Source organism: Mesorhizobium sp. M0894 (assembly GCF_040319725.1).
GTDB lineage: Bacteria > Pseudomonadota > Alphaproteobacteria > Rhizobiales > Rhizobiaceae > Mesorhizobium.
In genome coordinates this window covers 421539-448085 of record NZ_JAMYOG010000003.1, presented here as the reverse complement: position 1 = coordinate 448085, position 26547 = coordinate 421539, and the positions used below count along the sequence as shown (strand labels likewise).

At 63.9% G+C, this 26547-nt stretch carries 29 protein-coding genes; 17 read left to right on the top strand and 12 right to left on the bottom strand.

The genetic code is table 11. The annotated features are described in order from the left end of the window. Positions 1-63: 63 nt before the first annotated feature. From NKH91_RS08490 to NKH91_RS08480, 3 genes are all read left to right on the top strand, one after another. The gene (locus NKH91_RS08490; protein ID WP_352845337.1) at positions 64-426 is read left to right on the top strand and encodes a hypothetical protein; all 363 of its coding nucleotides are present in this window, start codon (positions 64-66) and stop codon (positions 424-426) included. Positions 427-428: 2 nt separating this feature from the next. Continuing rightward, positions 429-785: a YciI family protein gene (locus tag NKH91_RS08485; protein ID WP_352845335.1), complete on the top strand. Its 357-nt coding sequence runs from the start codon at positions 429-431 to the stop codon at positions 783-785. 118 nt (positions 786-903) lie between these two features. Continuing rightward, entirely contained in the window at positions 904-1431 is a 528-nt protein-coding gene (locus tag NKH91_RS08480; RefSeq protein WP_023722688.1) for a hypothetical protein, read from the top strand. Between the two features lie 187 nt (positions 1432-1618). On the opposite strand, the gene NKH91_RS08475 is transcribed toward NKH91_RS08480, so the two are convergent. Then, positions 1619-2899, bottom strand: a complete 1281-nt coding sequence (locus tag NKH91_RS08475) for a ubiquinone biosynthesis hydroxylase (protein WP_352845512.1) — start codon at positions 2897-2899, stop codon at positions 1619-1621. Between the two features lie 64 nt (positions 2900-2963). On the opposite strand from NKH91_RS08475, the gene tesB reads away from it, so the two are divergent. The 3 genes from tesB to NKH91_RS08460 all read left to right on the top strand — a co-directional run bounded on the left by tesB (position 2964) and on the right by NKH91_RS08460 (position 5850). Beyond that, positions 2964-3839 carry an acyl-CoA thioesterase II gene (gene tesB, locus NKH91_RS08470; protein ID WP_023722686.1) on the top strand — a complete coding sequence of 292 codons (876 nt, stop codon included), beginning with the start codon at positions 2964-2966 and terminating at the stop codon, positions 3837-3839. Positions 3840-4058: 219 nt separating this feature from the next. Next, positions 4059-4397: a P-II family nitrogen regulator gene (locus NKH91_RS08465; RefSeq protein ID WP_023679755.1), complete on the top strand. Its 339-nt coding sequence runs from the start codon at positions 4059-4061 to the stop codon at positions 4395-4397. A 31-nt stretch (positions 4398-4428) separates the two neighbouring features. After that, on the top strand, positions 4429-5850 hold the full coding sequence (locus NKH91_RS08460; RefSeq protein WP_352845333.1) for an ammonium transporter: 1422 nt from the start codon (positions 4429-4431) through the stop codon (positions 5848-5850). 131 nt (positions 5851-5981) lie between these two features. Here NKH91_RS08460 and NKH91_RS08455 read toward each other — a convergent pair whose 3' ends face one another. Next, positions 5982-6131: a hypothetical protein gene (locus NKH91_RS08455; protein ID WP_023722684.1), complete on the bottom strand. Its 150-nt coding sequence runs from the start codon at positions 6129-6131 to the stop codon at positions 5982-5984. Positions 6132-6267: 136 nt separating this feature from the next. Between NKH91_RS08455 and NKH91_RS08450 the strand changes: the two genes are divergently transcribed. From NKH91_RS08450 to NKH91_RS08440, 3 genes are all read left to right on the top strand, one after another. After that, positions 6268-8928, top strand: coding sequence for an FtsK/SpoIIIE family DNA translocase (locus NKH91_RS08450; RefSeq protein ID WP_352548542.1), 2661 nt, complete (start codon positions 6268-6270; stop codon positions 8926-8928). Positions 8929-9061: 133 nt separating this feature from the next. Beyond that, on the top strand, positions 9062-9739 hold the full coding sequence (locus NKH91_RS08445; RefSeq protein ID WP_023721397.1) for an outer membrane lipoprotein carrier protein LolA: 678 nt from the start codon (positions 9062-9064) through the stop codon (positions 9737-9739). Between the two features lie 384 nt (positions 9740-10123). Continuing rightward, a complete protein-coding gene (locus NKH91_RS08440) occupies positions 10124-10930 on the top strand; it encodes an exodeoxyribonuclease III (RefSeq protein WP_023721396.1) in 807 nt (268 codons plus the stop codon). A gap of 20 nt (positions 10931-10950) precedes the next feature. On the opposite strand, the gene NKH91_RS08435 is transcribed toward NKH91_RS08440, so the two are convergent. From NKH91_RS08435 to NKH91_RS08425, 3 genes are read right to left on the bottom strand one after another with little or no spacing between them, the layout of a single operon-like run. Then, entirely contained in the window at positions 10951-11802 is an 852-nt protein-coding gene (locus NKH91_RS08435) for a TIGR01459 family HAD-type hydrolase (protein WP_023721395.1), read from the bottom strand. Beyond that, positions 11799-13100 carry an FGGY-family carbohydrate kinase gene (locus NKH91_RS08430; RefSeq protein ID WP_352845329.1) on the bottom strand — a complete coding sequence of 434 codons (1302 nt, stop codon included), beginning with the start codon at positions 13098-13100 and terminating at the stop codon, positions 11799-11801. Before NKH91_RS08430 ends, NKH91_RS08435 begins: the two co-directional genes overlap by 4 nt. Position 13101: 1 nt before the next feature. Then, a complete protein-coding gene (locus NKH91_RS08425; RefSeq protein WP_352845327.1) occupies positions 13102-14145 on the bottom strand; it encodes a class II aldolase/adducin family protein in 1044 nt (347 codons plus the stop codon). A 229-nt stretch (positions 14146-14374) separates the two neighbouring features. Between NKH91_RS08425 and NKH91_RS08420 the strand changes: the two genes are divergently transcribed. The 6 genes from NKH91_RS08420 (at position 14375) to NKH91_RS08395 (ending at position 21107) form a co-directional block, all read left to right on the top strand. Beyond that, a complete protein-coding gene (locus NKH91_RS08420; protein WP_023721392.1) occupies positions 14375-15157 on the top strand; it encodes a DeoR/GlpR family DNA-binding transcription regulator in 783 nt (260 codons plus the stop codon). After that, positions 15154-16533 (top strand): FGGY-family carbohydrate kinase, encoded by a 1380-nt coding sequence (locus tag NKH91_RS08415; RefSeq protein WP_352845325.1) that lies wholly within the window; start codon positions 15154-15156, stop codon positions 16531-16533. The genes NKH91_RS08420 and NKH91_RS08415 overlap by 4 nt, the downstream gene beginning before the upstream one ends. Further along, positions 16530-18074, top strand: a complete 1545-nt coding sequence (locus tag NKH91_RS08410) for a sugar ABC transporter ATP-binding protein (protein ID WP_352643719.1) — start codon at positions 16530-16532, stop codon at positions 18072-18074. The genes NKH91_RS08415 and NKH91_RS08410 overlap by 4 nt, the downstream gene beginning before the upstream one ends. Before the next feature lie 20 nt (positions 18075-18094). Further along, positions 18095-19072: an ABC transporter permease subunit gene (locus tag NKH91_RS08405; RefSeq protein ID WP_502896313.1), complete on the top strand. Its 978-nt coding sequence runs from the start codon at positions 18095-18097 to the stop codon at positions 19070-19072. A gap of 85 nt (positions 19073-19157) precedes the next feature. Beyond that, a complete protein-coding gene (locus tag NKH91_RS08400) occupies positions 19158-20096 on the top strand; it encodes an ABC transporter substrate-binding protein (RefSeq protein WP_023721388.1) in 939 nt (312 codons plus the stop codon). Positions 20097-20213: 117 nt separating this feature from the next. After that, complete coding sequence (locus NKH91_RS08395; protein ID WP_352494078.1) at positions 20214-21107, top strand: sugar phosphate isomerase/epimerase family protein; 894 nt, start codon at positions 20214-20216, stop codon at positions 21105-21107. Positions 21108-21150: 43 nt separating this feature from the next. Here the strand turns inward: NKH91_RS08395 and NKH91_RS08390 are convergent, their stop codons facing one another. Next, a complete protein-coding gene (locus NKH91_RS08390; protein WP_023680480.1) occupies positions 21151-21606 on the bottom strand; it encodes a Crp/Fnr family transcriptional regulator in 456 nt (151 codons plus the stop codon). A 195-nt stretch (positions 21607-21801) separates the two neighbouring features. Further along, positions 21802-22485: a response regulator transcription factor gene (locus NKH91_RS08385; RefSeq protein ID WP_023721386.1), complete on the bottom strand. Its 684-nt coding sequence runs from the start codon at positions 22483-22485 to the stop codon at positions 21802-21804. A 144-nt stretch (positions 22486-22629) separates the two neighbouring features. Here NKH91_RS08385 and NKH91_RS08380 point away from each other — a divergent pair, with 144 nt between their 5' ends. Then, complete coding sequence (locus tag NKH91_RS08380; protein ID WP_245278686.1) at positions 22630-23166, top strand: L,D-transpeptidase family protein; 537 nt, start codon at positions 22630-22632, stop codon at positions 23164-23166. Positions 23167-23258: 92 nt separating this feature from the next. On the opposite strand, the gene NKH91_RS08375 is transcribed toward NKH91_RS08380, so the two are convergent. Next, entirely contained in the window at positions 23259-23504 is a 246-nt protein-coding gene (locus NKH91_RS08375; RefSeq protein WP_023721384.1) for a hypothetical protein, read from the bottom strand. Positions 23505-23666: 162 nt separating this feature from the next. Between NKH91_RS08375 and gcvA the strand changes: the two genes are divergently transcribed. Next, the gene (gene gcvA, locus NKH91_RS08370) at positions 23667-24587 is read left to right on the top strand and encodes a transcriptional regulator GcvA (protein ID WP_352845323.1); all 921 of its coding nucleotides are present in this window, start codon (positions 23667-23669) and stop codon (positions 24585-24587) included. A 3-nt stretch (positions 24588-24590) separates the two neighbouring features. Here the strand turns inward: gcvA and NKH91_RS08365 are convergent, their stop codons facing one another. The 4 genes from NKH91_RS08365 to NKH91_RS08350 all read right to left on the bottom strand — a co-directional run bounded on the left by NKH91_RS08365 (position 24591) and on the right by NKH91_RS08350 (position 26533). Next, positions 24591-25007, bottom strand: coding sequence for a DUF1761 domain-containing protein (locus NKH91_RS08365; RefSeq protein WP_352845321.1), 417 nt, complete (start codon positions 25005-25007; stop codon positions 24591-24593). Between the two features lie 48 nt (positions 25008-25055). Further along, positions 25056-25712: a class I SAM-dependent methyltransferase gene (locus tag NKH91_RS08360; RefSeq protein ID WP_352845510.1), complete on the bottom strand. Its 657-nt coding sequence runs from the start codon at positions 25710-25712 to the stop codon at positions 25056-25058. Then, positions 25709-26134, bottom strand: coding sequence for an EVE domain-containing protein (locus NKH91_RS08355; protein WP_352845319.1), 426 nt, complete (start codon positions 26132-26134; stop codon positions 25709-25711). Before NKH91_RS08355 ends, NKH91_RS08360 begins: the two co-directional genes overlap by 4 nt. A 102-nt stretch (positions 26135-26236) precedes the next feature. After that, positions 26237-26533: a YciI-like protein gene (locus tag NKH91_RS08350; RefSeq protein WP_352845315.1), complete on the bottom strand. Its 297-nt coding sequence runs from the start codon at positions 26531-26533 to the stop codon at positions 26237-26239. Positions 26534-26547 lie beyond the last annotated feature (14 nt).

The following is a 26547-nucleotide window of genomic DNA, read 5'->3' as shown; positions in this document are numbered from 1 at the left end:
GACTATAGCGCGCGCTGGAGCGAAGGCCACCCGCGCTTTCGTACGGCGGCAGCGTGACACATCATGGTCAAGCAAAAAATCGCTCGGGAAAAAAATCGCGAAAAAAATATGCGTGCAAAAATGTCGACTTCCATCTGTCCCGGCCGTCCTGCGGGCGGCCATGGAATTGGTGGCTGGATGGAGGATCACATGAACAATCTGTTTTCTGCTCACTGGACAAACACCAGCCACAGGGCCGGTGAACAACAAGCCGACTGGTCGCGCCTGCCGCCTTCCGGCTTCGGCCGGCTGCTTGCGGCGATTGCCATTATCGGGATTGCGGTGTCCTTTCTGGATTATGCAGCGGGGCTCGATCATACAGCGGGCAAAGGCCCGGCCGAGATTTCCCTAGCCTCGGCTGCCGCTTCAACCCAGGAATGGAGGTAAAGATGAAATACGTTTGCCTGGTCTACGGCGAAGAAAACGATCTCTACGCAATGACGCCTGCGAGGCTGGCCAAGCTCGACGCCGATTCGCTGGCCTATGACAGGTCGGTGGCGCAAAGCGGCCGGCTGATCATCGCGCAGGCGCTGCAATCGGTGCAGACGTCGAAGACCGTGCGCCGGCGCAAAGGCAAGCGGCTGGTCACCGACGGCCCCTTCGCCGAGACCAAGGAGCAGTTGCTCGGTTTCGTCATGATCGAGGCCGAGGACCTCGACGAGGCGCTGGAGATCGCCGGCGGCATTCCGCTGGCCGAAATCGGCACGATCGAGGTGCGGGCGATCTACAACGTGCCGGGGTCGTAGAGATGTCGGCGGCCGGCGACTGGCGCAGGCTTTTGTTTTCTTCGATTGACGCAACTTTTGCGTGTTGAAGCGAAGCAACACTTCTCTCATCGTCGCCCGAGATTGGGGGATCTTGGGCATGCATATATTGATTGCTGCAATCGGCCTGCTGGGGGCAGCGGCGTTCTGGTGGTACCGGCTGAAGACCATGAACGACGCGGCGCGTGAGGTTGCCGACGTCGTTGGCCGCGTCCAGGGCAATGTCCGCCGCAAGAAACTGCGCAAGCAAGCGGCGCTCTCGCCGCTGACGGCGATCGACGATCCGGTCGTGGCCGCGGCGACGCTGATCACCGCCATTGTTTCCGAACATGGCCCTGTGCTGCCGCAACGCGAAGCTGCCATTCGATCGGTGATCTCGGAGATTGCCGACAAAAAGCAGACCGATGAAGCGGTGATCTACGCCAAATGGGCGGCCTCGCAAATCGACGACGCCACGGTCGTCATCGACAAGCTGGCACCGTTCCTGCGCGAACGCCTCGATGCGGCTGAAAGGAACGATCTGCTACAGATGGTCAGCCGTGTCACGGAAGTCGGCGGGCAAAGCCAGCAGATTTCCGACCAGCGCATGCTCCGGCTGCGCCAGAAGCTCGGTTTCGAGGTCAATTAGGGTGTGCTGATATTCAGGTGATGCCGGCCTGCAAAGGGTGGCTTCCTGCGCTTCCTATTCTCACGTACCCAAACGCACGCTCCGCTCCGGTTCTCGGAAGCCACTGTTGGTCGCTTCGCGCCCCGTCTTCGACTCCGGCTCGGCCTGACCTGAATCTCAACACATCCTGGCATGTCTGTGAGATGGATCAGATCGCCTCGCCCTTCAACAGCTTCGGCGTGTTGCCGGACAGACCTGACGCCTGGCGGATGAAGAACCCCTTCAGCCGCGGCATGCGTTCGACAAGGCCAAGACCGACGTCGCGCAACGTACGCAGCGGGCCGAAATCGTTGGAAAACAGCCGGTTCAGCACATCGGTGGTGATGCCCATCTGCACCGTGTCGAAGCGCCGCCATTGCTGGTAGCGCTCAAGCACGTCGAGCGCGCCGATGTCCTGGCCGAGCCGGTCGGCCTCGACCACCACCTCAGCAAGTGCCGCCACGTCCTTGAAGCCCAGATTGAGGCCCTGGCCGGCGATCGGGTGGATGCCGTGGGCGGCGTCGCCGGCCAAGGCGATGCGCGGCGCGACGAAGGCGCGCGCAATGGTCAGCCCGAGCGGCCAGGCGCGGGGCTTGTCGGCGATATGGATTTCGCCGAGCTTGAGGCCAAAGCGGTGCTCGAGCTCATACTCCAGGACCAGGGTGTCGCCCCCGACCAGCTTTTCGGCGTCTTGCGACCGTTCGACCCAGACGATCGACGAACGGTTGGTGCCGTCCTTGCCCGGCTTGAGTGGCAGCGTGGCAAAGGGGCCGGCCGGAAGAAAATGCTCTTCGGCGCGGCCGTTGTGCGGCCGCTCATGCGCCACCGTGCAGACGATGCCGGACTGGCCATACTCCCATTTCACCGTTTTGATGCCGGCCATGTCGCGCAGCTTCGAGTTGACGCCGTCGGCGGCGACCAGCAGCCGCGCCTTAAGCGTCGCGCCATCGGCAAGATGCACGGTGATGCCGGCGCCGTTGGTATCGAAGGCGCTGACGGCGACGCCCTCGATGATGCCGATGCCGAGCTGTTCGGCGCGCCGGCGCAAGGCGCCGTTCAAATCCTTGTTGGCGACCATATGCGCAAAGGGTTCGCCGGGCGCGACCTCGCCATCGAAGGTGAGGAACACCGGACGGACCGGATCCGTTGTGCGCGAATCGGTGACGATCATTTCGGTGATCGCCTGCGCCTCCGGCGCGATCTCGTTCCAGACGCCGAGCTGGTCGAGCATGCGGCACGCGGCGGCTGCAATCGCCGAGGCGCGGCCGTCCTTCTGCCAGACGCCGGCGGGTGCTGCGTCGACGACGGCAACGGCGAGGCTCGGCCGCGCCTGCTTCAGAGACACGGCGGCGGCCAGGCCGATATAGCCGGCGCCGGCGACCAGAACGTCGAGCGAATTCTTGCTGTCCACGATGGCAATTCCTTTCGCAGCCTGACTGTCGCCGGGCATTCCGCCCTTGACTGCCCGCTGTTCCTGTCGGAAACCGCCATGGTAATTTTGCGGCGAGGTCAAGATGACGGCAGCCATGGACGAGCTTCTCGGCATTCTCGACCTCGAGCAGCTGGAACACAACCTGTATCGCGGTCGCAGCCCCAAGCTCGACTGGCAGCGCATCTTCGGCGGCCAGACCATCGCCCAGGCGCTTGTCGCCGCGCAGCGAACGGTCGAGGCCGAGCGCCATGTGCACTCGCTGCATGGCTATTTCATGCGACCGGGCGACACCAAGGTGCCGATCATCTACGAGGTCGACCGCATCCGTGACGGCGGCTCCTTCACCACGCGCCGCGTCGTCGCGATCCAGCACGGCCAGGCGATCTTTTCGCTGGAAGCCTCATTCCAGCAGGATGAGGTCGGCCTGGAACATCAGGTGCCGATGCCGCAGGACGTGCCGGCGCCCGACACATTGCTGTCGCAGCGCGAATTGCTGGGCAAGTTCGGCGAAGCCGTGCCCGACGGCATCAAGCGCTATTGGGAGCGCGACCGGCCGATCGAGATGAAGCCGGTGATGCTGAAGCATTACACGAGCCGGGAAAAGCTCGAGCCGAAGCAGAACATCTGGATCCGCACCACCGGCCCGGTGCCGGCCGACCGCGCCACGCAGGCGGCCGTGCTCGCTTACCTCTCCGATATGACGTTGCTCGACACCTCGACTTTTGCCCACGGCCGCGCCATTTTCGATCGCGACATCCAGGCAGCGAGCCTCGACCACGCCATGTGGTTCCATCGCAGCCACCCGCTCGACGACTGGATGCTGTACACGCAGGACAGCCCGTCGACGCAAGGATCGCGTGGCTTTACCCGCGGCTCGCTGTTTGCCCGCGACGGCACGTTGATCGCCTCGGTTGCCCAAGAAGGACTCATCCGGCTGAAGCGGCCGCCTGCCGAGTAGGCATTTTTCGAATTTTGCCTATTTTTTAATCATTTGCATTGACGCGACTGTGAACAGGTAGCCGACAAACCTTCCCGATTTCGTTGTTTAACAACAGCTTAACACCCTGCTTCGGCAATTGGCACGGAGCTTGAATCCTAGCGGGCACTCTCCGGCTCTCATGGGGATCGGCGAAGTCGTGCAAACGCGGGGACCCGCAACAGCAAAGGGTGAAACCTTATGAAGATCGTGATGGCAATCATAAAGCCGTTCAAGCTCGACGAGGTGCGCGAGGCGCTCACCGCAGTCGGCATCCAAGGCCTGACCGTCACCGAAGTAAAAGGCTACGGACGTCAGAAGGGGCACACGGAAATCTATCGCGGGGCGGAATACGCGGTCAGCTTCCTGCCGAAGATCAAGATCGAAGTCGCGGTCGCCGTCGACATGGTCGACAAGGCCGTCGAAGCCATCACCGCGGCGGCCAAGACCGGTCAGATCGGCGACGGCAAGATCTTCGTCTTCGGCATCGACCAGGCGGTGCGCATTCGCACCGGCGAAACAGACACCGACGCGCTTTGAGCCGCGGACACGTATTCCAATGGAGAGTTCAATGAATATTCCTTCCACCTTGAAGTTAACGGGACGCGCGGCCGTTTGGGGCTCGCTCGCTCTCGCTGCACTGGGCACGGTTGCTGCGTTCGCGCAGGAAGCGGCTCCGGCAGCACCGGCAGCGGCGCCGGCATTCACCGTCGACAAGGGCGACACGACGTGGATGATGATCTCCACTATTCTGGTGCTGCTGATGACCATTCCCGGCCTTGCCCTTTTCTACGGTGGCCTGGTTCGCGCCAAGAATATGCTGTCGGTGCTGATGCAGGTCTTCACCATCACCAGCGTGGTCATGATCGTCTGGGTTTTCTACGGCTACAGCCTGGCCTTCACCCCCGGCAACGCCTTCGTCGGTGGCCTTTCCAAGATGTTTCTGGCCGGCGTCGACGTGACGACGGTGTCCGAAACCTTCACCAAGGGCGTGGCCATTCCCGAACTGGTGTTCGTTCTCTTCCAGATGACCTTCGCCTGCATCACGCCTGCCCTGATCGTCGGCGCTTTCGCCGAACGCATCAAGTTCTCCGCCGTGATCCTTTTCACCATCCTCTGGGTCACCTTCGTATATTTCCCGATCGCGCACATGGTGTGGTTCTGGGGCGGCCCGAGCGCTTATAGCGATCCGTCGGGTCTCATCTTCGGCTTCGGCGCCATCGACTTCGCCGGCGGCACCGTCGTTCACATCAATGCAGGCATTGCCGGCCTTGTCGGCGCGCTGATGATCGGCAAGCGTATCGGCTACCAGAAGGACGTCATGGCGCCGCACTCGATGACGCTGACCATGGTCGGCGCCTCGCTGCTGTGGGTCGGCTGGTTCGGCTTCAATGCCGGTTCGAACCTGGAAGCGAACGCCTATGCCGTGCTGGCCATGGTCAATACGTTTGTCGCCACGGCGGCGGCGGCAGTGACCTGGATCGTGCTTGAAACGCTGCTGCGCGGCAAAGCATCCATGCTTGGTGCCGTTTCGGGTGCTGTCACCGGCCTCGTCGCCGTGACACCTGCCGCCGGCTTTGCCGGACCGATGGGCGCCATCGTGCTCGGTCTCGTCGCCACTTGCGTCTGCTACTTCTTCGTCTCGGTGGTGAAGAACAAGTTCGGCTACGACGACAGCCTCGATGTTTTCGGCATCCACTGCATCGGCGGCATCATCGGCGCGCTCGGCACCGGTATCCTGGTCAATCCCGCTCTCGGCGGCGCCGGCATCGTCGATTACTCGACAGCCGACTTCGCCGCCGGCTACGCCGGCACGGCCACCCAGCTGATGTCGCAGTTCAAAGGTGTGCTGGTGACAATCCTCTGGTCGGGTATCGGCAGCGCGATCCTCTACAAGATCGTCGACCTGATCGTCGGCCTGCGTCCGACAGCCGATGCAGAGCGCGAAGGGCTCGATCTCACCTCGCACGGCGAAGTGGCCTATCACCCGTAAGCTCGTCCGGGGCGGCCCTCGGCCGCCTCGCGACGTCCCATCCCGTCGTGATGCTCCCGCAAGGGCTCACGCCTTGAGGCCCGGAAATCTTCCGGGCCTCTTTTTGTGCGCGGATGGCCGTGACGGCTCGATCACGATCGCTTGATCAAGGTGCTCGATCCGTCGGCGGCGTGAAACATCTGCCGCAGCGGCTCCAGCGTGCCCGCCATTTTCGCCGAGTCAGCGTGGTTGCCAATGCCTGTCGCAGGATCACCGCCGCGTTTGAACAGGAAGTCAGGCATGACATCCTGCGCCCGTTCCGCAGACGCAGGCTGCCCATGGTTAATGCGCCCTTAACCTTCCCGCCGCTAGTCTGACAGCCGAATCTGCCGTGTTGCGCGTCCGCGCCCGGCCGGGCAACGACAGACGAGGAAGAGCATGCGTTCAGGGGCTTCAGCACCGTTTGCGCTGGCCGATACGGGGCACGGCATCCGGGCGTTCGCGAGGCGCCAGGTCGGGCGGCTGGTCGGTGCCGGGCTGTTTGCTCTGGTTGGCTTCGGCGTCGCCGCCCTTGCCACCTGGAACGTCGCCGATCCGAGCTTCTCGCACGCCACCGATAATATCGTCACCAATGCAATGGGTTATGCCGGCGCCGTCTTTTCCGACATTGCCATGCAGTTCTTCGGACTCGCCGCCGTTGCGGCGCTGGTGCCGGCGGTGATCTGGGGATTTCTGCTGTTTACCGCGCGCGGCGTCGACCGGCTGCCGAAACGGGCGCTGGCCTGGTTCGGGTTTTCGCTGCTTGGCGCGGCAATTGCCGGCTGCGTGGTGCCGCCCAAGACCTGGCCGCTGCCGACCGGCCTCGGCGGCGTCTTTGGCGACATGGTGCTCAACATTCCCGGCCTGGTCATCGGCGGCTATCCGACCGGCCTCGTCGCCAGCGTGCTTGCCGTGCTCCTTGCAGCACCGGCGCTGGGGCTGTTTCTGTATGGTTCGGCGCTGATTTCACGCAAGAACGGCTTTGCCGTGCTTGATCAGCACACTGCTGCCGATCCGCAGGACGACCTGCTTTTCGACAATGAAGAGGACGAGGGCGACGAAGGCATATTGGCGCTTGGCGCCATCACCCATTGGTGGCTGTCGCTGCGGGCCTATCTGCGTCGCCGCGCCGCGCGCCGGCGCGAGCGCGACGATTTCGAGCCGGAGATGGAGCCGCGGGCCAGCGCCTGGCGGCGGGCGGCAGAACGGGTCGAATCGGCCGAGTTCGCCGAGGCGCGGATGAGCCCGGGCGGGCGCGCCCGCGTCGAGCCGGAATTCTTCGCCGCCATGGTCAACGACCGCAGTGCCTCGATCGACCCCGACGATGCCGATGTCTTCGATAACGACGACAATGACGACGACATGGATTTCGCGCCCGAGCCGGCCGGCCAACGCCGCGCCGCGCCGACGGCGAAGGTGCAGAACTTCCGTTCCGATGCGGCGACACGCGTCGAGGCGCCGGCGCCGCGGCCGGCACCCGGCGCCCGGGTCCAGCGCGAGGCGCAGACCTCGCTGATCGGCTCGGAAAAATTCGAGATGCCGTCACTGCATTTCCTGTCGGAACCGAAGAACGTGGTGCGCGACGCCAGCCTGTCGAAGGACGCGCTGGAGCAGAACGCCCGCCTGCTCGAGGGCGTGCTGGAGGATTTCGGCGTCAAGGGCGAAATCATCCATGTGCGCCCGGGTCCGGTCGTCACGCTTTACGAGCTGGAACCCGCGCCCGGCATCAAATCGTCGCGGGTGATCGGCCTGTCCGACGACATCGCCCGCTCGATGAGCGCCATCGCCTGCCGTGTCGCCGTGGTGCCTGGCCGCAACGCCATCGGCATCGAATTGCCGAACGCCAGGCGCGAGACCGTCTATTTGCGCGAGATCATGGCCAGCCGCGATTTCGAGACCACCAAGGCCAAGCTGGCGCTGGCGCTGGGCAAGACCATCAATGGCGAGGCGGTCATCGTCGACATCGCCAAGATGCCGCACGTGCTGGTCGCCGGCACCACCGGCTCGGGCAAGTCCGTCGCCATCAACACCATGATCCTGTCGCTGCTCTATCGGCTGACGCCGCAGGACTGCCGGCTGATCATGATCGATCCGAAAATGCTGGAACTCTCGGTCTATGACGGCATCCCGCATCTTCTGACGCCGGTGGTCACCGATCCGAAGAAGGCGGTGGTGGCGCTGAAATGGACCGTGCGAGAGATGGAGGACCGCTACCGCAAAATGTCGAAGGTCGGCGTCCGCAACATCGACGGTTTCAACGCGCGCGTGCAGCAGGCCGAGAAAAAAGGCGAAAGAATCTCGCGCACCGTGCAGACCGGCTTCGACCGCCAGACCGGTGAAGCGATCTACGAGACGGAGAACCTCGACCTCGAGCCGATGCCCTACATCGTCGTCATCATCGACGAGATGGCCGATCTGATGATGGTCGCCGGCAAGGACATCGAAGGCGCAGTGCAGCGCCTGGCGCAGATGGCGCGCGCCGCCGGCATCCATGTCATCATGGCAACGCAGCGGCCGTCGGTCGACGTCATCACCGGCACCATCAAGGCCAACTTCCCGACCCGCATCTCCTTCCAGGTGACATCGAAGATCGACAGCCGCACCATCCTGGGCGAGCAGGGCGCCGAACAGCTGCTCGGCATGGGCGATATGCTCTACATGGCCGGCGGCGGCCGCATCCAGCGCGTGCACGGTCCCTTCGTTTCCGACGACGAGGTGGAGAGGATCGTCGCGCATCTGAAATTGCAAGGCGTGCCGGAATATCTCGACGCCATCACCGAGGATGACGACAAGGATGATGATGAGCCGTCGGGCAAAGGCAGTGGCAGCAGCGGCGACGGCGGCAATTTCGAGGATTCCGACGATCCCTACGACCAGGCGGTCGCGGTGGTGCTGCGCGACGGCAAGGCCTCGACCAGCTACATCCAGCGCCGGCTCGGCATCGGCTACAACCGCGCCGCCTCGATCATCGAGAAGATGGAGAAGGAAGGCATTGTCGGCCCGGCCAACCATGCCGGAAAACGCGAAATCCTGGTGCCGACGGAGGACGACAAGTTCTAGAGCGCATCCGCGCCGGCAACTTTGAACCTCTCGGCGCGTTGCAACGGATGAGCGCTGCGCGCCCGCCAAACTTAAGCCCAACTGGGGGGCCAGACCAATATAACGAGCAAGCAATCAGATGATGGTGACCGGCATGAAAAACGCATCTTTCGCCCCGAGCAGGGATTTCGCCCCAACCCGCCGACAGGTGCTCGGTCTGGTCCTGGCCGGTGCCGCGGCCGTCAACGTCGTGCCCGGCTTCCAGCTGCTGGCGTCGGCGCAAGCAGCGGTTCCGGCGACGGCGCAGAAGATCGCCGATCATTTCTCCTCGGTCAAATCGATGAGCGGCGAGTTCGTGCAGTTCGGGCCAAAGGGCGAGCAGACCGGCGGCAAGTTCTTTCTGGAACGGCCGGGCAAGATCCGCTTCAACTATGACGGCGCCTCGAATTTCAGGGTGATTTCCGACGGCAAGTCGGTGGTCATCCTCAACAAGAAGCTGCGGACCTCCGACCTCTACCCGCTGTCGAAGACACCGCTGAAGCTGCTGCTCGACGACAAGATCGATCTGTCGGGCGGACGCGTCAGAAGCGTCAAGGAAGAAAACGATCTCACCACCATCCAGCTTGCCGACAAATCGGTGTTCGGCAATTCGAAGATCACCATGATGTTCGATCCGAAATCCTATGAATTGCGGCAGTGGACCATCACCGATGCGCAAGGCAAGGACACGACGGTGATGATCTTCAACACCAAGGAGGGCGTCAGTTTCGCGCCCGACACCTTTGCCATCGACTATACGGCCAACCGGGAACTGAACACCAAGTCGCGCTAAGGTGTGTCGATATTCAGGTGATGCCGGCCTGCAACGGCGGTTTCCTGCGCTTCCGGCCTTCGCCGGCCAAAGCACTCATGAGCGGTCGTGGCAGTTAAGGCTACGGCCGGCGTAGGCCGGTGCTCACGTACCCAAAAGTACGCTCCGCTCCGGTTCTCGGAATCCACCATTCTGGTCGCTTCGCGCCCGTCTTCGACTCCGACTCGGCCTGACCTGAATCTCAGCACACCTTGGGCTTGGTTCCTGTATTGATATTTCTGGAAAGTCATGGGCCGCGCCCCCAAGGCGCGGCCGGCTTGTTTTTGCGGTGCGCGGCTGGCAGTAGTTTCCGCGATTGACTTCCGTCGGGCCATCCGGCGGATCTTGCGTTGTCCGGAACCCCACATGCCGTTTTCCGTCGCTACCTGGAACATCAACTCCGTCCGGCTGCGCATGCCGATCGTCGAGCGTCTGCTGGTCGAGCAGGCGCCGGACGTGCTCTGCCTGCAGGAAACCAAGGTTCCTGACGAATTGTTTCCGGAGAAGGCGTTCCGCAAGCTTGGCTACGAGCACATCGCCTTCCATGGCCAGAAGGGCTACCACGGCGTTGCGACGGTGGCACGGCGGCCGATCGAGGTGGTCGAAAAGCGCCGCTTCTGCGAGATCGACGACAGCCGGCATCTGTCGGTCACCGTCAAGGCTGGCGGCAAGGCGATCCTGCTGCACAATTTCTACGTGCCGGCCGGCGGCGACGAGCCCGACCCGGCCGTCAACCGGAAGTTCAAGCACAAGCTCGATTTTGTTGCCGAGATGAACGCCGTCCGCGCCGAGCATGACGAGGTTTCCGGCTCGATCCTGGTCGGCGATCTTAACATCGCGCCGCTCGAGCACGATGTCTGGTCGCACAAGCAGCTGCTCAACGTCGTCAGCCATACGCCGGTCGAGACGGAAAATTTCGAAGCGATGCGGCTCGCCGGCGACTGGGTCGACCTGATGCGGCTCAATGTGCCTTACGAGGAGAAGCTCTACACCTGGTGGAGCTATCGTGCACAGGATTGGCAGGCGTCAAATCGCGGCCGCCGCCTCGACCATATCTGGTCGTCGCCAAACCTGGTGCCGCAGTTTGCCGGCTATGAAATCCTGCGGCCGGCGCGCGGCTGGGAGCGGCCCTCCGACCATGTGCCGGTGATCGGGCGTTTCAACCTCGATTAGCTTTGTCTCGCCTTAACAATTCAGCGAAACCTGAAGCTATCCGCGATGTAGTCGGGGCGGGCGTTCAGCGTGGCGAAAACAGTCTCCAGATCAGGTGTCTCCGCCAATATGCCGGACAGGACCAGCGTCGTCGCGACGCCGACGCCGTTGCCGCCGGCGATGTCGTGCTCGACGCTGTCGCCGACGCAGACCGCGTTGCCGCGCTCCGGGTTGCCCGCCAGCGCCAGCGCTGCCTCGAATATCTGCGGATAGGGCTTGCCGATGCGGGTGACGCTGCCGCCGAGGTTCTCATAGAGATCGGCCAGCCGGCCAGCGCCGAAGCAAGGCCCGACGGCAGTCAGCATGATCTTGTCGGGGTTGGTGCAGAAGCACGGCACTTGGCGCTTCGCCGCCGGACCGAGAAGCCGGCGATAATGGTCGAGGTCGTAGCGATCGCCCTCGCTGGCGGAAATCAGTACCAGTTCTGCATCGTCGCCGTCCTTGGCCAGGACGAAGGGCAGGCCGTCGACAGCCGAACGGTCATTATCGCGGCTGATCAGCAGGCATTTTGTCTGCGGGCGCAGGGTCCCCGATGCCGCCATTTCGTGGAAGGAGCGCCACGCCACCTCGCCGGAGGAGACAAAATGGTCCCAGCTTCCCGGTGCGAAGCCGAGCTTCAGCAGGCGGCGCTCATTGGGTTGCGCCCGCTTGCCGGAATTCGAGATCAGCACGATGGTCTTGCCGGCGCGCTTGAGTGCCGACAAGGCTTCGATAGCGCCTGGATAGGCGCTGGTGCCGTCGTGCAGCACACCAAATTGGTCGAGCAGGAACACCTGATAGCGCTCGGCCAGCGCGGCGATGCCGTCGAGGTGCTGAATTATCTTGGCCGTCATAAAAGCCCCGCTGCGCCTGCGCCCATCAGCGCCAGCCGCGCCGTGCCGGCGGCGGCCTCCTCCGAAAGAGCCGGCACGAGAGCGACGCCAAGCTTGCGCTGCCGGATCGCCGTCCAGGCCGGATTGGCCGCACCGCCGCCGACGCTCCTGACCGATGTAAGCCGGGGTGCGCCGAGTTCGGCAAGCCGGCGATAGCCGAGCGCTTCGATCGCCGCAATACCCTCGAACATCGCTTTCAGATAATCGGCGTCGTCGGCGGGCCGCGGCTCGAGGCGGGGCGGCAGCGCCGGATCGGCTATGGGGAAGCGTTCGCCCGGCGCCGGCAGCGGGTAATAATCGAGGCCGGTCTCTGTCGCCGGGTCGATCTTTTTGCTGAGTTCGACAATGCGGGCGACGGGGAAATGCTGGGCCAGCACCTTGCCGCCGGAGTTCGAGGCACCGCCCGCCAGGTAGGTGTTTCCCAGCCTATGGCTGTAGATGCCGAATTGCGGCGCCGAGATCGGCCGGTCGGAGAGGATCTTGATGGTCAGCGATGAGCCGAGCGCGGTGACGCCGGCGCCCGCGGCAGTCGCACCGGTCGCCAGGAACGACGCGCATCCATCGGTGGTGCCGGCGACGACAACCACGTCGCGCGGCAGGCCGAACATTTTCGCAGCGCTGGCGGTGAGCGTGCCCGTGACATCGCCCGGCCGCACGATTCGGGGCAGGAATTCCATGCGCATGCCGGTCGCCGCGATCCAGTCCGGCCAGCGCCGGGCCTCGACGTCGTAGCCGGTTTTCAGCGCGTTGTTCTCGTCACTGACATCGAAGCGGCCGGAAAACTGTCCGGCGATCCAGTCGGCCTGGTGCAGCACAGTGGCGACGCTGGGCAGGTGCTGGAAAGACAGCGCCTTGGCGAGACCGGACGTCGCCCCAAGCGCAGCGCTCGTTGCCGGTGCCGCGCCGGCTATTGCAGTCAGAATAATGTCGTCAGCGACCTTGTCGTTGTACATCAGCGGTTCGGCCAGCGGCCGCCCGGAGCCGTCGACCGGCAGCAGCGTGCCCGACGTACCGTCGACGGCGATCGAGAGCACTGCCGCGCGATCGATACATTTGAGCACTTCCGCCAACGTCGCGCCGACCGCCTCCCACCATACGGCGGGGTCGCGGCCGTTCAGCCCAAATCGCTCAAGGGCAATTGCGGAATGCGCGGCGATGGAAAAGTCCGGGCGCATTGCGACGGCGCGCGCGCCGGATGTGCCGATGTCGATGCCGATGGCAAGCGGGCCAGTTGATAGCGGGCTTGACGAACGCGCCATGTCAGCTGCCTCCGGCATTGAGTTTCTGGCGATATTTTTCGGCGTCCCAGTTGATCAGTTCGTCATTCTCCGCCGCTGTCAGATAATTCAGCTTCGCTGCGACATCGACCCGCGCCGTGACGTCGGCGAGGCAGCGCTGCATGGCGTCGGCGCCGGCGCCGGCGTCGCCGCGCATCAGCACGCCAAGGCCGGGAAACAGGATCGCCACGGGTGCGGCGCCGCAGCGCTCGATCACGCGCTTCACATCCTCGCCCGGTCCCGCCACGACCGAACCCTCGCCGAGAAAGATGACGTGGTCGGGGTAGAGGCTGCCACCCGAAGCCATGCGGCAGCTTTCGGGGTCGATCGCCACCGCATGCGCCTCCACGTCGGCTGGCAGTCTGTAGCCGCTGCCGCCGGCGCGCGCCGTCAGGGCGGCAATGTCCGGCTCAGCCACCTGGCGCGGCGGCCGCGCCAGGAGCCGGGTTACGCGGCGCAGCAGCATGTCGGCCGCGGCGACGGTCTCGGCTGCAACGACCAGACCGTGATTGCCGAGGATCAGGATGTCTACGCCTGGCCGCAAGCGCTCGGCGATCCCTTGGGCAAGCGGCAGCCCCGGCCGGCGATAAGGAACATAGGTCCATTGGTGGCCATCGAGCCGCCTGGCGACCTCGGCCTCGCAATCGGCCTGCACGGCCAGCGAAATGGTCTCGACGCAGTGGACATGCAGGACGACACGCTGCGGCATCAGCGCATGCACCGTGGTCTCGATCGACGGACGCAAGCCGCGTGGATTGAGGGCGCCGATGGCAAAGGCCTGCGGCTGTTCGGCGGCCGGGTCGCGCCGTTCGATGGCTTCAAGCAATGGCGGGATGCTGACCGGCACCATGATGTCTGCGGTAAGCGCGTCCTTCAGCCAGGTACCGGAGGCCTTGATCCAGAGCGTGTCGCCGGCTTTCAGCGAGGTATTGCCGCCGGCGGCCTGGGTCAGATGCGGGTCGCTGCCGATGACGGCCGAAAGCGACCGCAGCGCTGCCAATTCCTGCGCATCCGCACTGATCGTCATCGAAATTCCTCCACAAACCGGCCGCGTGGCCACGGCTTTGGACGGCCCGTTGCCGGGACTAAGACCGACGCTGGTATCGCAGATGCGAGTAAGTTACGTCAACAGTGATGTTATCGCGTCAAATCACGCTTGCAATCCGAGGCCCGTTGAGTAAGTTGCACCAATTGCCGTGCAAAATGGCAATGCCGTGCAAAATGGCTTGGGAGGCAAGCGCATTGGGAGGTAAGGGTTGAGCGACTCCGGCCGCCAGCGCCAGATTGTCGAGCTTTTGCGAGACCGGCCTTTCGCATCGGTGCGCGAGCTGCAGGAGCGGCTTGGCGTGTCGGCGGCGACGGTGCGGCGCGACATCGACAAGATCGACGAGGCCGGCGAAGCGCGCAAGGTCTATGGCGGCATCTCGGCGCTCGATGGCGCTTCGCAAGTCGGCGTCGCCTATGCCAGGCCCTATGACGAGAACCGCGACCTCGCCGTCGAGGCCAAGCGGCAGATCGCCGCTCTCGCCGCCACCATGGTGCGCGACGGCGACGCGGTCATCGTGCATGGCGGTTCGACCTGCTTCCATCTCGGCGTCAAGCTCGCCGACCGCAACATCCGGCTCTACACCAACTCGATGCCGCTCGCGGCCTATCTCAGCGATCACGGCCATTGCAGCCTGACCGTCGCCGGCGGCGAACTGCACCGCGAGCCGGGTATCATCCATTCGCTGACCCAGACGGTGCCGTTCTACGCCTCGAAGTTCTTTCTCGGCGCGCAAGGCATCGGCCAGGAAGGCCTTCTGGAATCGCACCCGCTGCTGGTCCGCTCGATCGTCGAGCTCAGCCTCTGCGCCGACCAGATCGTCGTGCTGGCCGACAGCCGCAAACTGTCGATCCACGCCCGCAACGTGGCGCTGCCGCTGTCGCGGATCGGTACGCTGGTCACCGATGAGGGCCTGTCCGACACCGACGCGCGCATGCTCGAAGATGCCGGCGTCATGGTGCGCATCGCCGCTTCCTCGGGAGGCGCCCAGTGAAAGTAGCCGTCCTCGATTTCGGCAAGACCAATTCGAAGCTGTTCGTCTTCGGCCAGGACGGACGCATCCTCGACGAGCGCCGCACCCAGCCGAACTGGATCCGCAAAAACGGCTTCAGCGTGCTCGACGAGGCAACGCTGTACGACTGGGCGGCCCGCGCCATCGATGACGCCGTCGACACGCATGGCGTGGAAGGGCTGATGGTATCCGGCCATGGCTGCACCTTCGCGTTGGTCGACGACGCCGCGCTGACGCATCCGATCCTCGATTACGAGCAGGAACCGCCAGCCGAGATCGCCGCGCAGATCGATCGCCGCATTCCGGATTTTGCCGAGACCTTTTCGCCGCGCCTGCCGCTTGGCTTCAACTACGGCCGCCACATGTTGTGGCTGAAGGAGGTGGAGCCCGGTGCCTTCGCCGCAGCGAAATCGATCCTCGGCTACCCCCAATACTGGAGCTGGCGCCTTGGTGGCCGGCCGGTATCGGAAGTGTCCTATCTCGGCTGCCACTCGCATTTATGGGCGCCGCGCAAACGCGATTTCAGCTCGCTGGTCGATGGCGGGGGCTGGCGCGGCCAGATGCCCGCCTTCGAGCGTGCCGGCGCGGTGATCGGCGAGCAGCGCTTCGGCCGAGCCGCGAAGCCGGTCGCCATCCATAATGGCGTCCACGACAGCAATGCCGCGCTCCATGCCTACCGCCGGCAGCAGCTCGGGCCGGTGACCGTGGTCTCGACCGGCACCTGGGTCGTCGTTCTCAATCCGGACTGTCCTCTCGACGCACTCGACGGCGAGCGCGACATGCTGGTCAACGTCGATGTCGATGGCGGCCCGGTGCCAACCATCCGCTTCATGGGCGGCCGCGAATTCGCGACGATCAGCGCCGGCTGGCAGGGCGCCATCGCGCCGTCATCGATACAGCGGGTGATCGACGCCGGCATCATGGCGCTGCCGAGCTTCGCGCCCGGCGGCCCGATGGCACACCGGCGCGGCGAACTGGTCGGGCGCACGCCCAACGCCGACGAACGCGCGGCCATGGCGCTGCTCTATGTCGCGCTGATGGTCGATTTGTGCCTCGAGCTGATCCATTCCGATAATACCGTCATCGTCGACGGCGGCCTGAACAATGGCGGGCTGCTTGCCGCGCTGCTGGCGCAAGTGCGTCCCGGGCAGGCCTTCCTGCAGGGCGCAACGCTGGAGGGCAGCGCCACCGGTGCCGCAGCACTTGCCTTCGAAAGCGTCGGACGCGAGTTTGCCACCGAGGCGCCGGAGGCGGTGCATGCGGCAAGCTTCAGCGGCCTTGCCGGCTACCGCAACGACTGGCGCGGCCTTGCCGCCGATCGGGGTGCCCCCAGAGCAGCTGCGGGAGGTGCGCGATGAGCGCCATCGCCCGGATCGAGACGGTGCGCCAGCCGGTGCTGGAGATGCGCCACATCTCGAAGACATTCGGCCCGATCCGCGCCCTGCACGATGTGTCGCTGACCGTCCATGCCGGCGAGCTGCACGCGCTGATGGGTGAGAACGGTGCCGGCAAGTCGACGCTGATGAAGGTGCTGTCCGGTGCCTACCGGCCGGATCCCGGCGGCGAAATCCTGATCGACGGCATGCCGGCCGCCACCGGCGACCCGATCAAGGCACGCGCCGCCGGCATTGCGGTCATCTACCAGGAGCTGTCGCTGGCGCCCAATCTGTCGGTGGCGCAGAACATTTTCCTCGGCAACGAGCCGCGACGGTTCGGCATCGTCGATCGCGAGCAGTGTAACCGGCGCGCCAGCGACATCATCGCGCGGCTCGGCGTGACTTTTTCAGCGCGCACCCCGGTCAGCAGCCTGTCGCTCGGCGAACGCCAGTTGGTCGAAATCGCCCGCGCGCTGTCGACCAATGCGCGCATCATCGTCATGGACGAGCCGACCACCTCGCTGACCTCGCGTGAGACCGACCGGCTGTTCGAGGTGATCGCGACGCTGAAGTCGCAAGGTATCGCCATCATCTACATCAGCCACCGCATGGAAGAGGTCTACCAGCTCGCCGACCGCGTCAGCGTGCTGCGCGACAGCGGCTATGTCGGCACGCTCGACCGCGCCGATCTGAACGCCTCGCGCCTGGTATCGATGATGGTCGGACGCGATCTGTCGACGTTCTACAAGAAGGATCACCGCCCGCCGGACAGCAAGCGCGCCGTCGCGCTGTCGGTGCGCGGCATGTCGGACGGCAATTTCATAAGGAATTGCTCCTTCGACCTCCACAAAGGCGAGGTGCTGGCGCTGGCCGGCCTGGTCGGCTCGGGCCGCACCGAACTGGCACGACTGATCTTCGGCGCCGACAGGCACATATCGGGCACGCTGGAGCTCGGCGGCAAACCGATATCCATCGGTTCGCCAAGCGAGGCGCTGGATGCCGGCATCGCCTACCTGACCGAGGACCGCAAGCAACTTGGCCTGTTCCTCGACATGTCGATCTCCGACAACATCAGCATGGGCGTGCTGGCAAGGGACGCGAAGGCCGGCGGTCTGCGCGACTTCGCGGCTGCCGAAAAGCGCGCCGCCAAGGCGGTGTCCGAGCTCTCCATCCGCACCAGCTCGGTGCAGGCCAATGCCGGCTCGCTGTCGGGTGGCAACCAGCAGAAGGTGCTGCTCGCCCGCCTGCTGGAAACAGAGCCGCAGGTCGTCATCCTCGATGAGCCGACCCGCGGCGTCGACGTCGGGGCGAAGTCGGAAATCTACCGGCTGATCGACAATCTGGCCAAGAAAGGCATCGCCATCCTGATGATCTCCAGCGAACTGCCGGAGGTGATCGGCATCGCCGACCGCGTGCTGGTGATGCGCGACGGCACCATTGCCGGCGAGGTAACGGCGTCGGAGGGCGAGCCACTGCGGCAGGAAGCGATCATGGAACTTGCAACGGGAGCGGCTCAGCGATGACCGACAAGGTGGCCGACACGATGAAAGCGGACGACCGGGCGGTGGGCAGGAGCACAAGGTGGCGCACCGCCATCGCTGCGCTCGGCATGCTGCCGATCCTGATTCTGCTGGCGGTCGGCTTCCAGTTCATCAACCCGCGCTTTTTCACCCAGACCAATCTGCTGATCGTCATGCAGCAATCGTCGATCAACATCGTGTTGGCGGCCGGCATGACCTTCGTCATCCTGACCGGCGGCATCGACCTGTCCGTCGGCTCGATCCTTGCCGCCTCGGCGATGGTGGCGGTGATGGTGTCGCTGGTGCCCGATTGGGGACTGCTGGGCGTGCCGGCGGCCATTCTCGTCGGGCTCGGCTTCGGCGTCATCAACGGCCTGCTGATCGCCTACATCAAGCTGCCGCCCTTCATCGTCACGCTGGGATCACTGACCGCCGTGCGCGGCGTCGCCCGGTTGCTTGGCCAGGACACGACGGTGTTCAACTCGGACCTGCCGTTCGACTTCATCGGCAACGGTTCGCTGTTCGGCGTTCCATGGCTGGTCATCATCGCGCTGGCGGTCGTGGTGCTGTCCTGGCTGGTGCTCAAGCGCACCGTGCTTGGCACCTGGATCTACGCCGTCGGCGGCAACGCCGAGGCCGCCAGACTGACCGGCATCAAGGTGCCGCTGGTGCTGCTCTTCGTCTACGGCGTTTCCGGCCTTCTGGCCGGCCTTGGCGGCGCCATGTCGGCGGCCCGGCTCTATGCCGCCAACGGGCTGCAGCTCGGCCAGTCCTACGAACTCGACGCCATTGCCGCGGTCATCCTCGGCGGCACCAGCTTCGTCGGCGGCGTCGGCTCGATCTGGGGCACGCTGATCGGCGGCTTGATCATCGCCGTGCTGTCAAATGGGCTCATCCTCGCCGGTGTTTCCGACATCTGGCAGTACATCATCAAGGGATTGGTCATCATCGTGGCGGTCGCCCTCGACCGTTACCGGCTCCAGGCAGGAGCAAGAACGTGATGGCCCTTAGTCGCCGGCGTCCATCGAGCCGGTTTCATGTGTAACGCACCGTGAGAGGCGCGGGCATCAGGAGGAAAATAAAACTATGAAGATCATCGCTAAACTGCTCTGCGGCGTCGCCCTTGCAGCCGCCGTCATCGCGCCGGCATCGGCCAAGGACCTGAACAAGGTCGGCATCTCGGTCGGCCTGCTCGGCAACCCGTTCTTCGTCGCCACCATCAAGGGCATCGAGGACGCGGCCAAGAAAATCAACCCGAATGTGCAGGTGACATCGGTATCGGCCGACTACGATCTCAACAAGCAGGTCTCGCAGGTCGATTCCTTCATCGCCGCCGGCGTCGACGTCATCATGCTCAATGCCGTCGATGCCAAGGCGATCGCACCGGCGGTGAAGAAGGCACAGGCGGCCGGCATCGTCGTTGCCGCTTTTGACGTTTCGGCGCCGGGCGCCGACGTCACCGTGATGACCAACAATGTCAAGGCCGGCGAAGAGGCGTGCCAGTATCTGGTCGACCATACCGGCGGCAAGGGCGACTACGTCATCCTCAACGGCCCGGCCTCGTCGTCGATCCTGGAGAGGGTCAAGGGCTGCAAGGACGTGCTGGCAAAACACCCCGACATCAAGGTCCTTTCAGACGACCAGAACGCCGAAGGCTCACGTGACGGCGGCTTGAAAGTGTTTCAGTCGCTGCTGACCCGTTTCGACAAGATCGACGCGGTGTTCGCCATCAACGATCCGACGGCGATCGGCGCCCAGCTTGCGGCCAAGCAGCTCAACCGCTCGGAGTTCATCTTCACGGCGGTCGACGGCGCGCCCGATATCGAGAAGGAACTCGCTTCCGGCACGTCGATGATCAAGGCCTCGGCCTCGCAGGATCCCTATGTGATGGCCGGCCAGTCGCTGACGATGGCGGCTGACCTGCTTGCCGGCAAGAAGCCGGCCGAGCCGACGGTGCTGCTCGACCCGAAGCTGATCACGGCCGACAATTTGAAGGATTACAAGGGCTGGACCGCAGCTCGCTAAACCTCCCAAGCCTGGTGGGGCGGGTATGACCGGCCGCACCTTTTTTGTCTGAGCAACGGATTGCCAAACACCGATTTGGACTTGGGTCCGCTACTGCTGGAATAACCGGAGACAATCATGTCGCGCATCGGAATCCACTCATTCGTCTGGTCGGCGAGCTCGACGCAGAGCGATCTCGAGCGGACGCTGGCCAACACCAGCGAAGCCGGCTTCGACCTGATCGAATTCTCCTATCTCGACCCCGCCAATGTCGACATTGACGGCTTGGCCAAGCGGATAGCCGATCTCGGCCTCGGCGTCGCGATCAGCATCGGACTGCCGGCCGACGGCGATATTTCGAGCGCCGACAAAACGATTGCGGCGCACGGCGTCGAAATCCTGAAACGTACGATCGCGCTGACTCGCGATCTCGGCGGCCAGAAGGTTGCCGGCATCCTCAGCACCAGCCACGGCTTGCAGAGCGAGGCGCCGACGCGCGACCAGTGGAACCGCAGCGCCGGCACGCTTGCCGAGGTGGCGGAGACGGCAAAGTCAGCCGGCGTCACCCTCAACCTCGAGATCGTCAACCGCTTCGAAAGCAACCTGCTCAACACCGCCGCGCAAGGCATGGCCTTTATCGAGGACAGCGGCTCCGACAACATCTTCCTGCATCTCGACACGTTCCACATGAACATCGAGGAGGCCGATGTCGGATTGGCCATCCGCAACGCCGCAAAGAAAATCGGCTATGTCCATATCGGCGAGAGCCATCGCGGCTTCCTCGGCACCGGCAATATCGATTTCGCCGGGATATTCGATGCGCTGACCGCTATCGGCTACAGCGACGACCTCAGCTTCGAATCCTTCTCGTCGGAAATCGTCGACGAGAACCTGTCGCGGAAAACCGCGATCTGGCGCAATCTGTGGACCGACAATATGGAGCTGGCCAAACATGCGCGCCGCTTCATTGCGCTCGGACTGGAGACGGCGCGGCGCAAGGCGGAGCTTGTTTCCGCAACGCACCGGCCTTGAGAACTCGCAAATTCCGAAATCTGGTTAAACCAGAGGCGCTACATTAGCCGGCAAAACGCGGCCCAAGTTCCTCGATCCGGCGGATCATCGCCTGGAAATCCTCCAATATGCGCTGGTGCAAGTGAACCGCCAGCTCCGGGTATTCCTCGAGGATGCGGCGGAACATCTTGCGGCTGAGCCGCAGCACTTCCGAATCGATTTCGGCGGAGGCGCTGGTCAGCCGGTTGGTGTCGGCGATCAGCGCCAGTTCGCTGAGTATGGTGCCGGGACCGGCGGTGCCGATCGGGATGCGCTCCCCGTCGTGCTCGCGATAGAGCACGATGCGGCCGCTGACCACGATGTAGGCCGAATCAGCTTCGTCGTCCTCGCGATAAAGCTTGTGGTCGGCTTTCAGCATGGTGGTTTCGGCGCCGAAGGCGAGCAGACGCAGCTGTTCCTGCGTAAAGCCCTCGAAGAGCCTCACGGTGGACAGGATGCGGATGTCGTCATCCAGCGCCATCTAGCTATGTCCCCGAACCGTCAGTCCCACTCCTCCCTAGAGCGCCGCGCGTCCCCCGGACGCGCAAGGCGTTTCAAAAATCGGTTCCGCTCCTTGGACCCGATGCCTCCGCGAGTTCGATCCAGACCCACCTCCAGCTCAGGACCGTACCCGAAAAGCGCCCCGCCCGGATCGCTTATTTGAATAATGAAATGTTTAAGGAACCAGCTTGTAGCCGCCGCTTTCTGTCACGAGAATTTCCGCGTTGGAAGGATCGCGCTCGATCTTCTGGCGCAGCCGGTAGACGTGGGTTTCGAGCGTATGCGTGGTGACGCCGGAATTGTAGCCCCAGACTTCCTCCAGCAGCACGTCGCGGGTCACCACCTTCTGGTCGGCGCGGTAGAGATATTTGATGATCGAGGCTTCCTTTTCGGTCAGCCGCACCTTGGCGCCGCGCGGGTCGATCAGAAGCTTCTGGCTGGGCTTGAACGTGTAGGGGCCGACCGAGAAAGTGGCGTCCTCGCTCTGTTCGTGCTGGCGCAGCTGGGCGCGGATGCGGGCTAGCAACACGGCAAAGCGGAACGGCTTCGTCACATAGTCGTTGGCGCCGGCCTCGAGACCAAGGATCGTGTCGGAATCGGTGTCGTGGCCGGTCAGCATGATGATCGGCGCCTTGTAGCCGCCCTTGCGCAATATCTTCACCGCCTCGCGGCCATCCATGTCGGGCAGGCCGACATCCATGATGAGCAGGTCGATGAGCCCGCCGCGCGCCGCGGCGACGCCTTTGGCGGCGGTCGCTTCCTGCAGGACATCGAATTCCTCATAAAGCGACAATTGCTCGACAAGGGTGCCGCGCAGGTCGTCATCGTCGTCGACGATCAGAATGGTGCGTGAAGTCATGGATCAATCCGTTGTTTTGAAAAGAGATTTCAGTTGACCGCTGCCTGTTTATGCGGAAGCTGACCGGCACAACAGCCGTTCACAGTGATTTGTTCCGTGGCACGATCATACAAGAAAAAACACGATCGCAATGCAGTCGGCGCAATTTTGCCGAAAGGGCTCACCGTGCTCACCGTGCGCGCGCGGCCCGGCCATGCCAGCCAGGGCTTTCTACAGGCCGGCAAACTCGTGTTTCCATGTGCGCTGGGGCATGGCGGCATCTCGGCCGGCAAGCGCGAGGGCGATGGCGCCACGCCGCTCGCCTCGATGCGGATATTGTCGGGATATTTTCGCGGCGACCGTTTTTCCAGCGGCCGCCGGACGCGGCTGGCGATGACGCCGATCGGCCGCGACCTCGGCTGGTGCGAAGTGCCTGGGGACCGCAACTACAACCGCCCGGTCAAAATCCCCTATGGCGCCAGCCATGAGCGGATGCAGCGGGCCGACGATCTCTACGATGCTTGCCTAGTGCTGGACTGGAACATTGTGCCGCGCCGGCGCGGGCGCGGCAGCGCCATCTTCTTCCACCTGGCGCGCCCCGGCTTCACGCCGACGCAAGGCTGCGTCGCGGTAACAGCCCGCACCATGGCACGGCTGCTGCCGCTGCTGTCGGAGCGGACGGTGGTGAGGGTGGTAAGGTAAGGGAATAGGGGAATAAGGGAGTAGGGGAATAGGGCAGTAAAAGTAGAGACAGGGGCGGGCGCGCCGCTTAGCTCCCCTACTCCCCTACTCCCCTACTCCCCTACTCCCCTACTCCTTTGCCACCCTATGTCGAGAAGGCCGAGCCGGCCGAGTTCGCGGTCCATGGCGCGTGCGATGTCCTTGCGTTCGCTACCGATGTCGCGCAGCTGGCGATCGGAGAGATCCTCGACATTCTCGTAGGGAAGATTGGCCGCGATTCTCGCGTGCCGAAGCCAGTCGAGCACGGCGCGCAGCCAGGCCGGGCGGAGGGTTACAGAGCGCAAGGCGATATCAGACATGGTGCAATCCGCTTCTCCGGACATCAAATCCGGTTTGATGTTTCTTCGATGCTCAGATCATGGCGGATTGAAATTCAAACGGGAAACGAGTAGTTTTTTCTACATCTTCAAGTTTTGTTTGAGGATTGGAATGCTCGACCGAACTCTCCTCGTCTGGCACTGATGGCGCGCCTGCTGCTTGGAACCCGTGCGCTGCGGACGCTGGAGGCAGCGGCCCGGCACCTCAATTTCACCCGCGCCGCCGACGAGCTCGGCCTGACGCCGGCGGCGGTCAGCCACCAGATCAAGGAAATCGAGGATCAGCTCGGTGTCGTGCTGTTCACACGCACCAGCCGCACAATTCGGCTCACCGAGGCGGGCGCGGTGCTGTTCGAGGCCTCGACCGACGCGCTCGACCTGCTTGGCCGCGCGGTCTCACGGGCGCAGAAGACGGCGCGCGGATCGGCGCTGCTGAAGGTCACCCTCGATGCGCAATTCGCGACGAAGTGGCTGATGCGGCGCGTCGACGATTTTCGCAAACAGCATCCGGCAATCGAGCTGCGCTTCGATATCAGCTATGAGGTGCGCGATTTCGACCGCGACGATGTCGATGTCGGCATCCGTTTCGGCGCCGGCAAATATCCGGGGCTTCGCTCGCACCGGCTGTTCGAAAACGTCATCATTCCCGTCTGCAGTCCGGCCTTGCTGCGGTCAGGGCCGCCGCTCAAGGAGCCACGCGACCTGTTCCATCATACGCTGGCGCATATCGAGTGGTCGCGCCAGGGCGTCACCTGGCCGAACTGGAGCATGTGGATGGCGGCGGCGGGCGTCGACGATTTCGACGACAGCCGGACCATCGTGTTCGGCAATTCGACGGATGCCGTGCAGGCCGCGCTCGACGGCAACGCGGTTGCGCTCGCCGATTTCGCCATGGTGGCAAACGACCTTTCGGAAGGCCGGCTGATCCGGCCCTTTGAACTCGGCATCAAGGTCGCGCCCGAATTCGCCTATTTCCTGGTCTATCCCGAAAGTGCGGCGAACGATCCGCGCATCGTCGCCTTTCGCGATTGGCTTCTCGAGGAAGTCGGCAAGACCCCAACCTAAAGGTCAGCCTGTCGCCGCCGCGCCGAACCAGCCGATCACCGCGCCGATGAGAAGCATCACGCCAAGCCAATGGCCGACATCGATGAGCGTCAGATCCCAGCCGAAACCTTCGTAGCGATGGTTGACCGAAAGCGTCGTGGCGACGAACCCCAGCCAGAGAACGAAGGCGAAGATCACCCCGGCAAGCAGGCTCGGTTCGCCGCCGGTCACGGCGCCAATGATCAGCGACATGACCAGCGCCATGACGAGCTCCGCGACGAAGGAGACGACGAAGGGCAGCATCGACTTGCTCATCGTTGGATCAAGCTTGGCCGCCTTCAGCCACGGCTTGCTCAAGCCGATATACCAGGCCGCGCCGAACAGCCACGCCACCACGGCGGCGACGATTACCGCCAGCCAATTGATTGCTGAAAAATCCATGATTCCCTCCGGTCGATTGCGCGATGGAACGCCTGTTCGGCGATGCCGTCAAGCAAGGCACCAGACGGTGGTGCGCTTGACCTCGGCGTCCTCCAGCGCGCGGGTCACCGCCACTTCGTAGACGGCAAGCGGTTCCAGCCCGGTCTTCGGCAGATAGGAGCGGCCGGGATCGCCGACGAGGATGTCGGCGCCGCGCGCCCTCAACGCCGCAAACCACGGCATCAGCCTGTCGGCGAAAGCTTTGTCGTAGAAGACGTCGCCGGCCAGCACCAGATCCCAGCCGGCATCGGTGCCGATGCAGTCGCCGGCGAGGAATTCTATCTCGACGCCATTGGCCTCGGCATTGAGGCGGACCGCGGTCGCGCAGAACGGGTCGATATCGGCGGCGATCACCTCGGCAGATCCGGCCATCACTGCTGCAATGGCGACAAGGCCGGAGCCGGAGGCGAAGTCGAGCACGCGCCTGCCGCGCACCGCAGCCGGATTGTCGAGGATGTAGCGGGCAAGGCCTTGGCCGCCGGCCCAGGCGAAGGCCCAGAAGGGCGGCGGCAGGCCGATTTCGCTCAGCTCATCCTCGGTCCGCTGCCACAATTCATGCGCCTCGTCGGCCAGCTGCAGGCGTATCTCCGGCACATGCGGCGGCGCCATGAGCGCCGTGTTGTCGAGGATGAATTTCTTGGCGCTGTCCGGCGTCAGCGCCGTCATGGCGCCGGCGTCAGTCCGCTCATGCGGCAGACCTCCTGCCATTCGGCAGGCGTCACCGGCTGCACCGAAAGCCGCCCGAGCCGCACCAGCGCCATGTCGGCCAGCTTTGGATTGGCCTTGGCCTGTTCCAGCGTCACCGGCTTCGGCATGTCCTTGAAGGCGCGGATATCGACGCACTCCCAGCGGGGGTCGTCGGTGGTGCTGTCCTGATGGGCCAGAGCGCAGACTTCGGCGATGCCGACGATGTCGAGCCCGTCATTGGAATGGTAGAAGAAGCCGAGATCGCCGATCTGCATCACCTTCATGTTATTGCGCGCCGCATAATTGCGCACGCCGTCCCACTGTGTGCCGGCCTTGCCCTTGGCCTTGAGGTCCTCGAAGGAGAAGACCGAGGGTTCGGATTTGAACAGCCAGTAGTTCATCGTTTTGCTCCTCCTCAGGTGCCGCCGCGACTAAAAGCGCGTCGCGTTGTTTTATGCATGTCGTTATCACAAAACCGCTGCACACTTTTGCGCGACATGCATTTAGATACCCGCCGGTTTGTTGAAGCTCCAGTTCCACTGCCGGATTTCGACGCTTTCGAACAGCCCTGCCTTGGTATAGGGATCGGCCGTCGACACGGCTTGTGCCGCAGCCACATCGGGCGCCTCGACAACGACGAGGCTGCCGTTCGGCTTGCCGTCGGCGTCGAGGAACGGGCCGGCGAAGGCCAGTTTCTTGTCGCCGTTCAGCCCTTCCAGGAAGGCAATGTGCTCGGGCCGCGTGTCGAGCCGCACCTGCAGGCTTCCTGGCTTGTCCTTGCAAATCAACGCAAACAGCATCTTTCCATCTCCGC

Bases quoted from the DNA above. Each gene is read 5' to 3' on its own strand.
- NKH91_RS08450 (WP_352548542.1), top strand. From the start codon at position 6,268: ATGCGTTCAGGGGCTTCAGCACCGTTTGCGCTGGCCGATACGGGGCAC.
- NKH91_RS08365 (WP_352845321.1), bottom strand. From the start codon at position 25,007: ATGGATTTTTCAGCAATCAATTGGCTGGCGGTAATCGTCGCCGCCGTG.
- NKH91_RS08400 (WP_023721388.1), top strand. From the start codon at position 19,158: ATGAAGATCATCGCTAAACTGCTCTGCGGCGTCGCCCTTGCAGCCGCC.
- gcvA (WP_352845323.1), top strand. From the start codon at position 23,667: ATGGCGCGCCTGCTGCTTGGAACCCGTGCGCTGCGGACGCTGGAGGCA.
- NKH91_RS08435 (WP_023721395.1), bottom strand. From the start codon at position 11,802: ATGACGGCCAAGATAATTCAGCACCTCGACGGCATCGCCGCGCTGGCC.
- NKH91_RS08355 (WP_352845319.1), bottom strand. From the start codon at position 26,134: ATGAACTACTGGCTGTTCAAATCCGAACCCTCGGTCTTCTCCTTCGAG.
- NKH91_RS08490 (WP_352845337.1), top strand. From the start codon at position 64: ATGGTCAAGCAAAAAATCGCTCGGGAAAAAAATCGCGAAAAAAATATG.
- NKH91_RS08460 (WP_352845333.1), top strand. From the start codon at position 4,429: ATGAATATTCCTTCCACCTTGAAGTTAACGGGACGCGCGGCCGTTTGG.
- NKH91_RS08425 (WP_352845327.1), bottom strand. From the start codon at position 14,145: ATGACGATCAGTGCGGATGCGCAGGAATTGGCAGCGCTGCGGTCGCTT.
- NKH91_RS08445 (WP_023721397.1), top strand. From the start codon at position 9,062: ATGAAAAACGCATCTTTCGCCCCGAGCAGGGATTTCGCCCCAACCCGC.
- NKH91_RS08410 (WP_352643719.1), top strand. From the start codon at position 16,530: ATGAGCGCCATCGCCCGGATCGAGACGGTGCGCCAGCCGGTGCTGGAG.
- tesB (WP_023722686.1), top strand. From the start codon at position 2,964: ATGACGGCAGCCATGGACGAGCTTCTCGGCATTCTCGACCTCGAGCAG.
- NKH91_RS08390 (WP_023680480.1), bottom strand. From the start codon at position 21,606: ATGGCGCTGGATGACGACATCCGCATCCTGTCCACCGTGAGGCTCTTC.
- NKH91_RS08440 (WP_023721396.1), top strand. From the start codon at position 10,124: ATGCCGTTTTCCGTCGCTACCTGGAACATCAACTCCGTCCGGCTGCGC.
- NKH91_RS08405 (WP_502896313.1), top strand. From the start codon at position 18,095: ATGAAAGCGGACGACCGGGCGGTGGGCAGGAGCACAAGGTGGCGCACC.
- NKH91_RS08475 (WP_352845512.1), bottom strand. From the start codon at position 2,899: ATGCCCGGCGACAGTCAGGCTGCGAAAGGAATTGCCATCGTGGACAGC.
- NKH91_RS08455 (WP_023722684.1), bottom strand. From the start codon at position 6,131: ATGCCTGACTTCCTGTTCAAACGCGGCGGTGATCCTGCGACAGGCATT.
- NKH91_RS08350 (WP_352845315.1), bottom strand. From the start codon at position 26,533: ATGCTGTTTGCGTTGATTTGCAAGGACAAGCCAGGAAGCCTGCAGGTG.
- NKH91_RS08360 (WP_352845510.1), bottom strand. From the start codon at position 25,712: ATGACGGCGCTGACGCCGGACAGCGCCAAGAAATTCATCCTCGACAAC.
- NKH91_RS08430 (WP_352845329.1), bottom strand. From the start codon at position 13,100: ATGGCGCGTTCGTCAAGCCCGCTATCAACTGGCCCGCTTGCCATCGGC.
- NKH91_RS08485 (WP_352845335.1), top strand. From the start codon at position 429: ATGAAATACGTTTGCCTGGTCTACGGCGAAGAAAACGATCTCTACGCA.
- NKH91_RS08395 (WP_352494078.1), top strand. From the start codon at position 20,214: ATGTCGCGCATCGGAATCCACTCATTCGTCTGGTCGGCGAGCTCGACG.
- NKH91_RS08480 (WP_023722688.1), top strand. From the start codon at position 904: ATGCATATATTGATTGCTGCAATCGGCCTGCTGGGGGCAGCGGCGTTC.
- NKH91_RS08375 (WP_023721384.1), bottom strand. From the start codon at position 23,504: ATGTCTGATATCGCCTTGCGCTCTGTAACCCTCCGCCCGGCCTGGCTG.
- NKH91_RS08385 (WP_023721386.1), bottom strand. From the start codon at position 22,485: ATGACTTCACGCACCATTCTGATCGTCGACGACGATGACGACCTGCGC.
- NKH91_RS08465 (WP_023679755.1), top strand. From the start codon at position 4,059: ATGAAGATCGTGATGGCAATCATAAAGCCGTTCAAGCTCGACGAGGTG.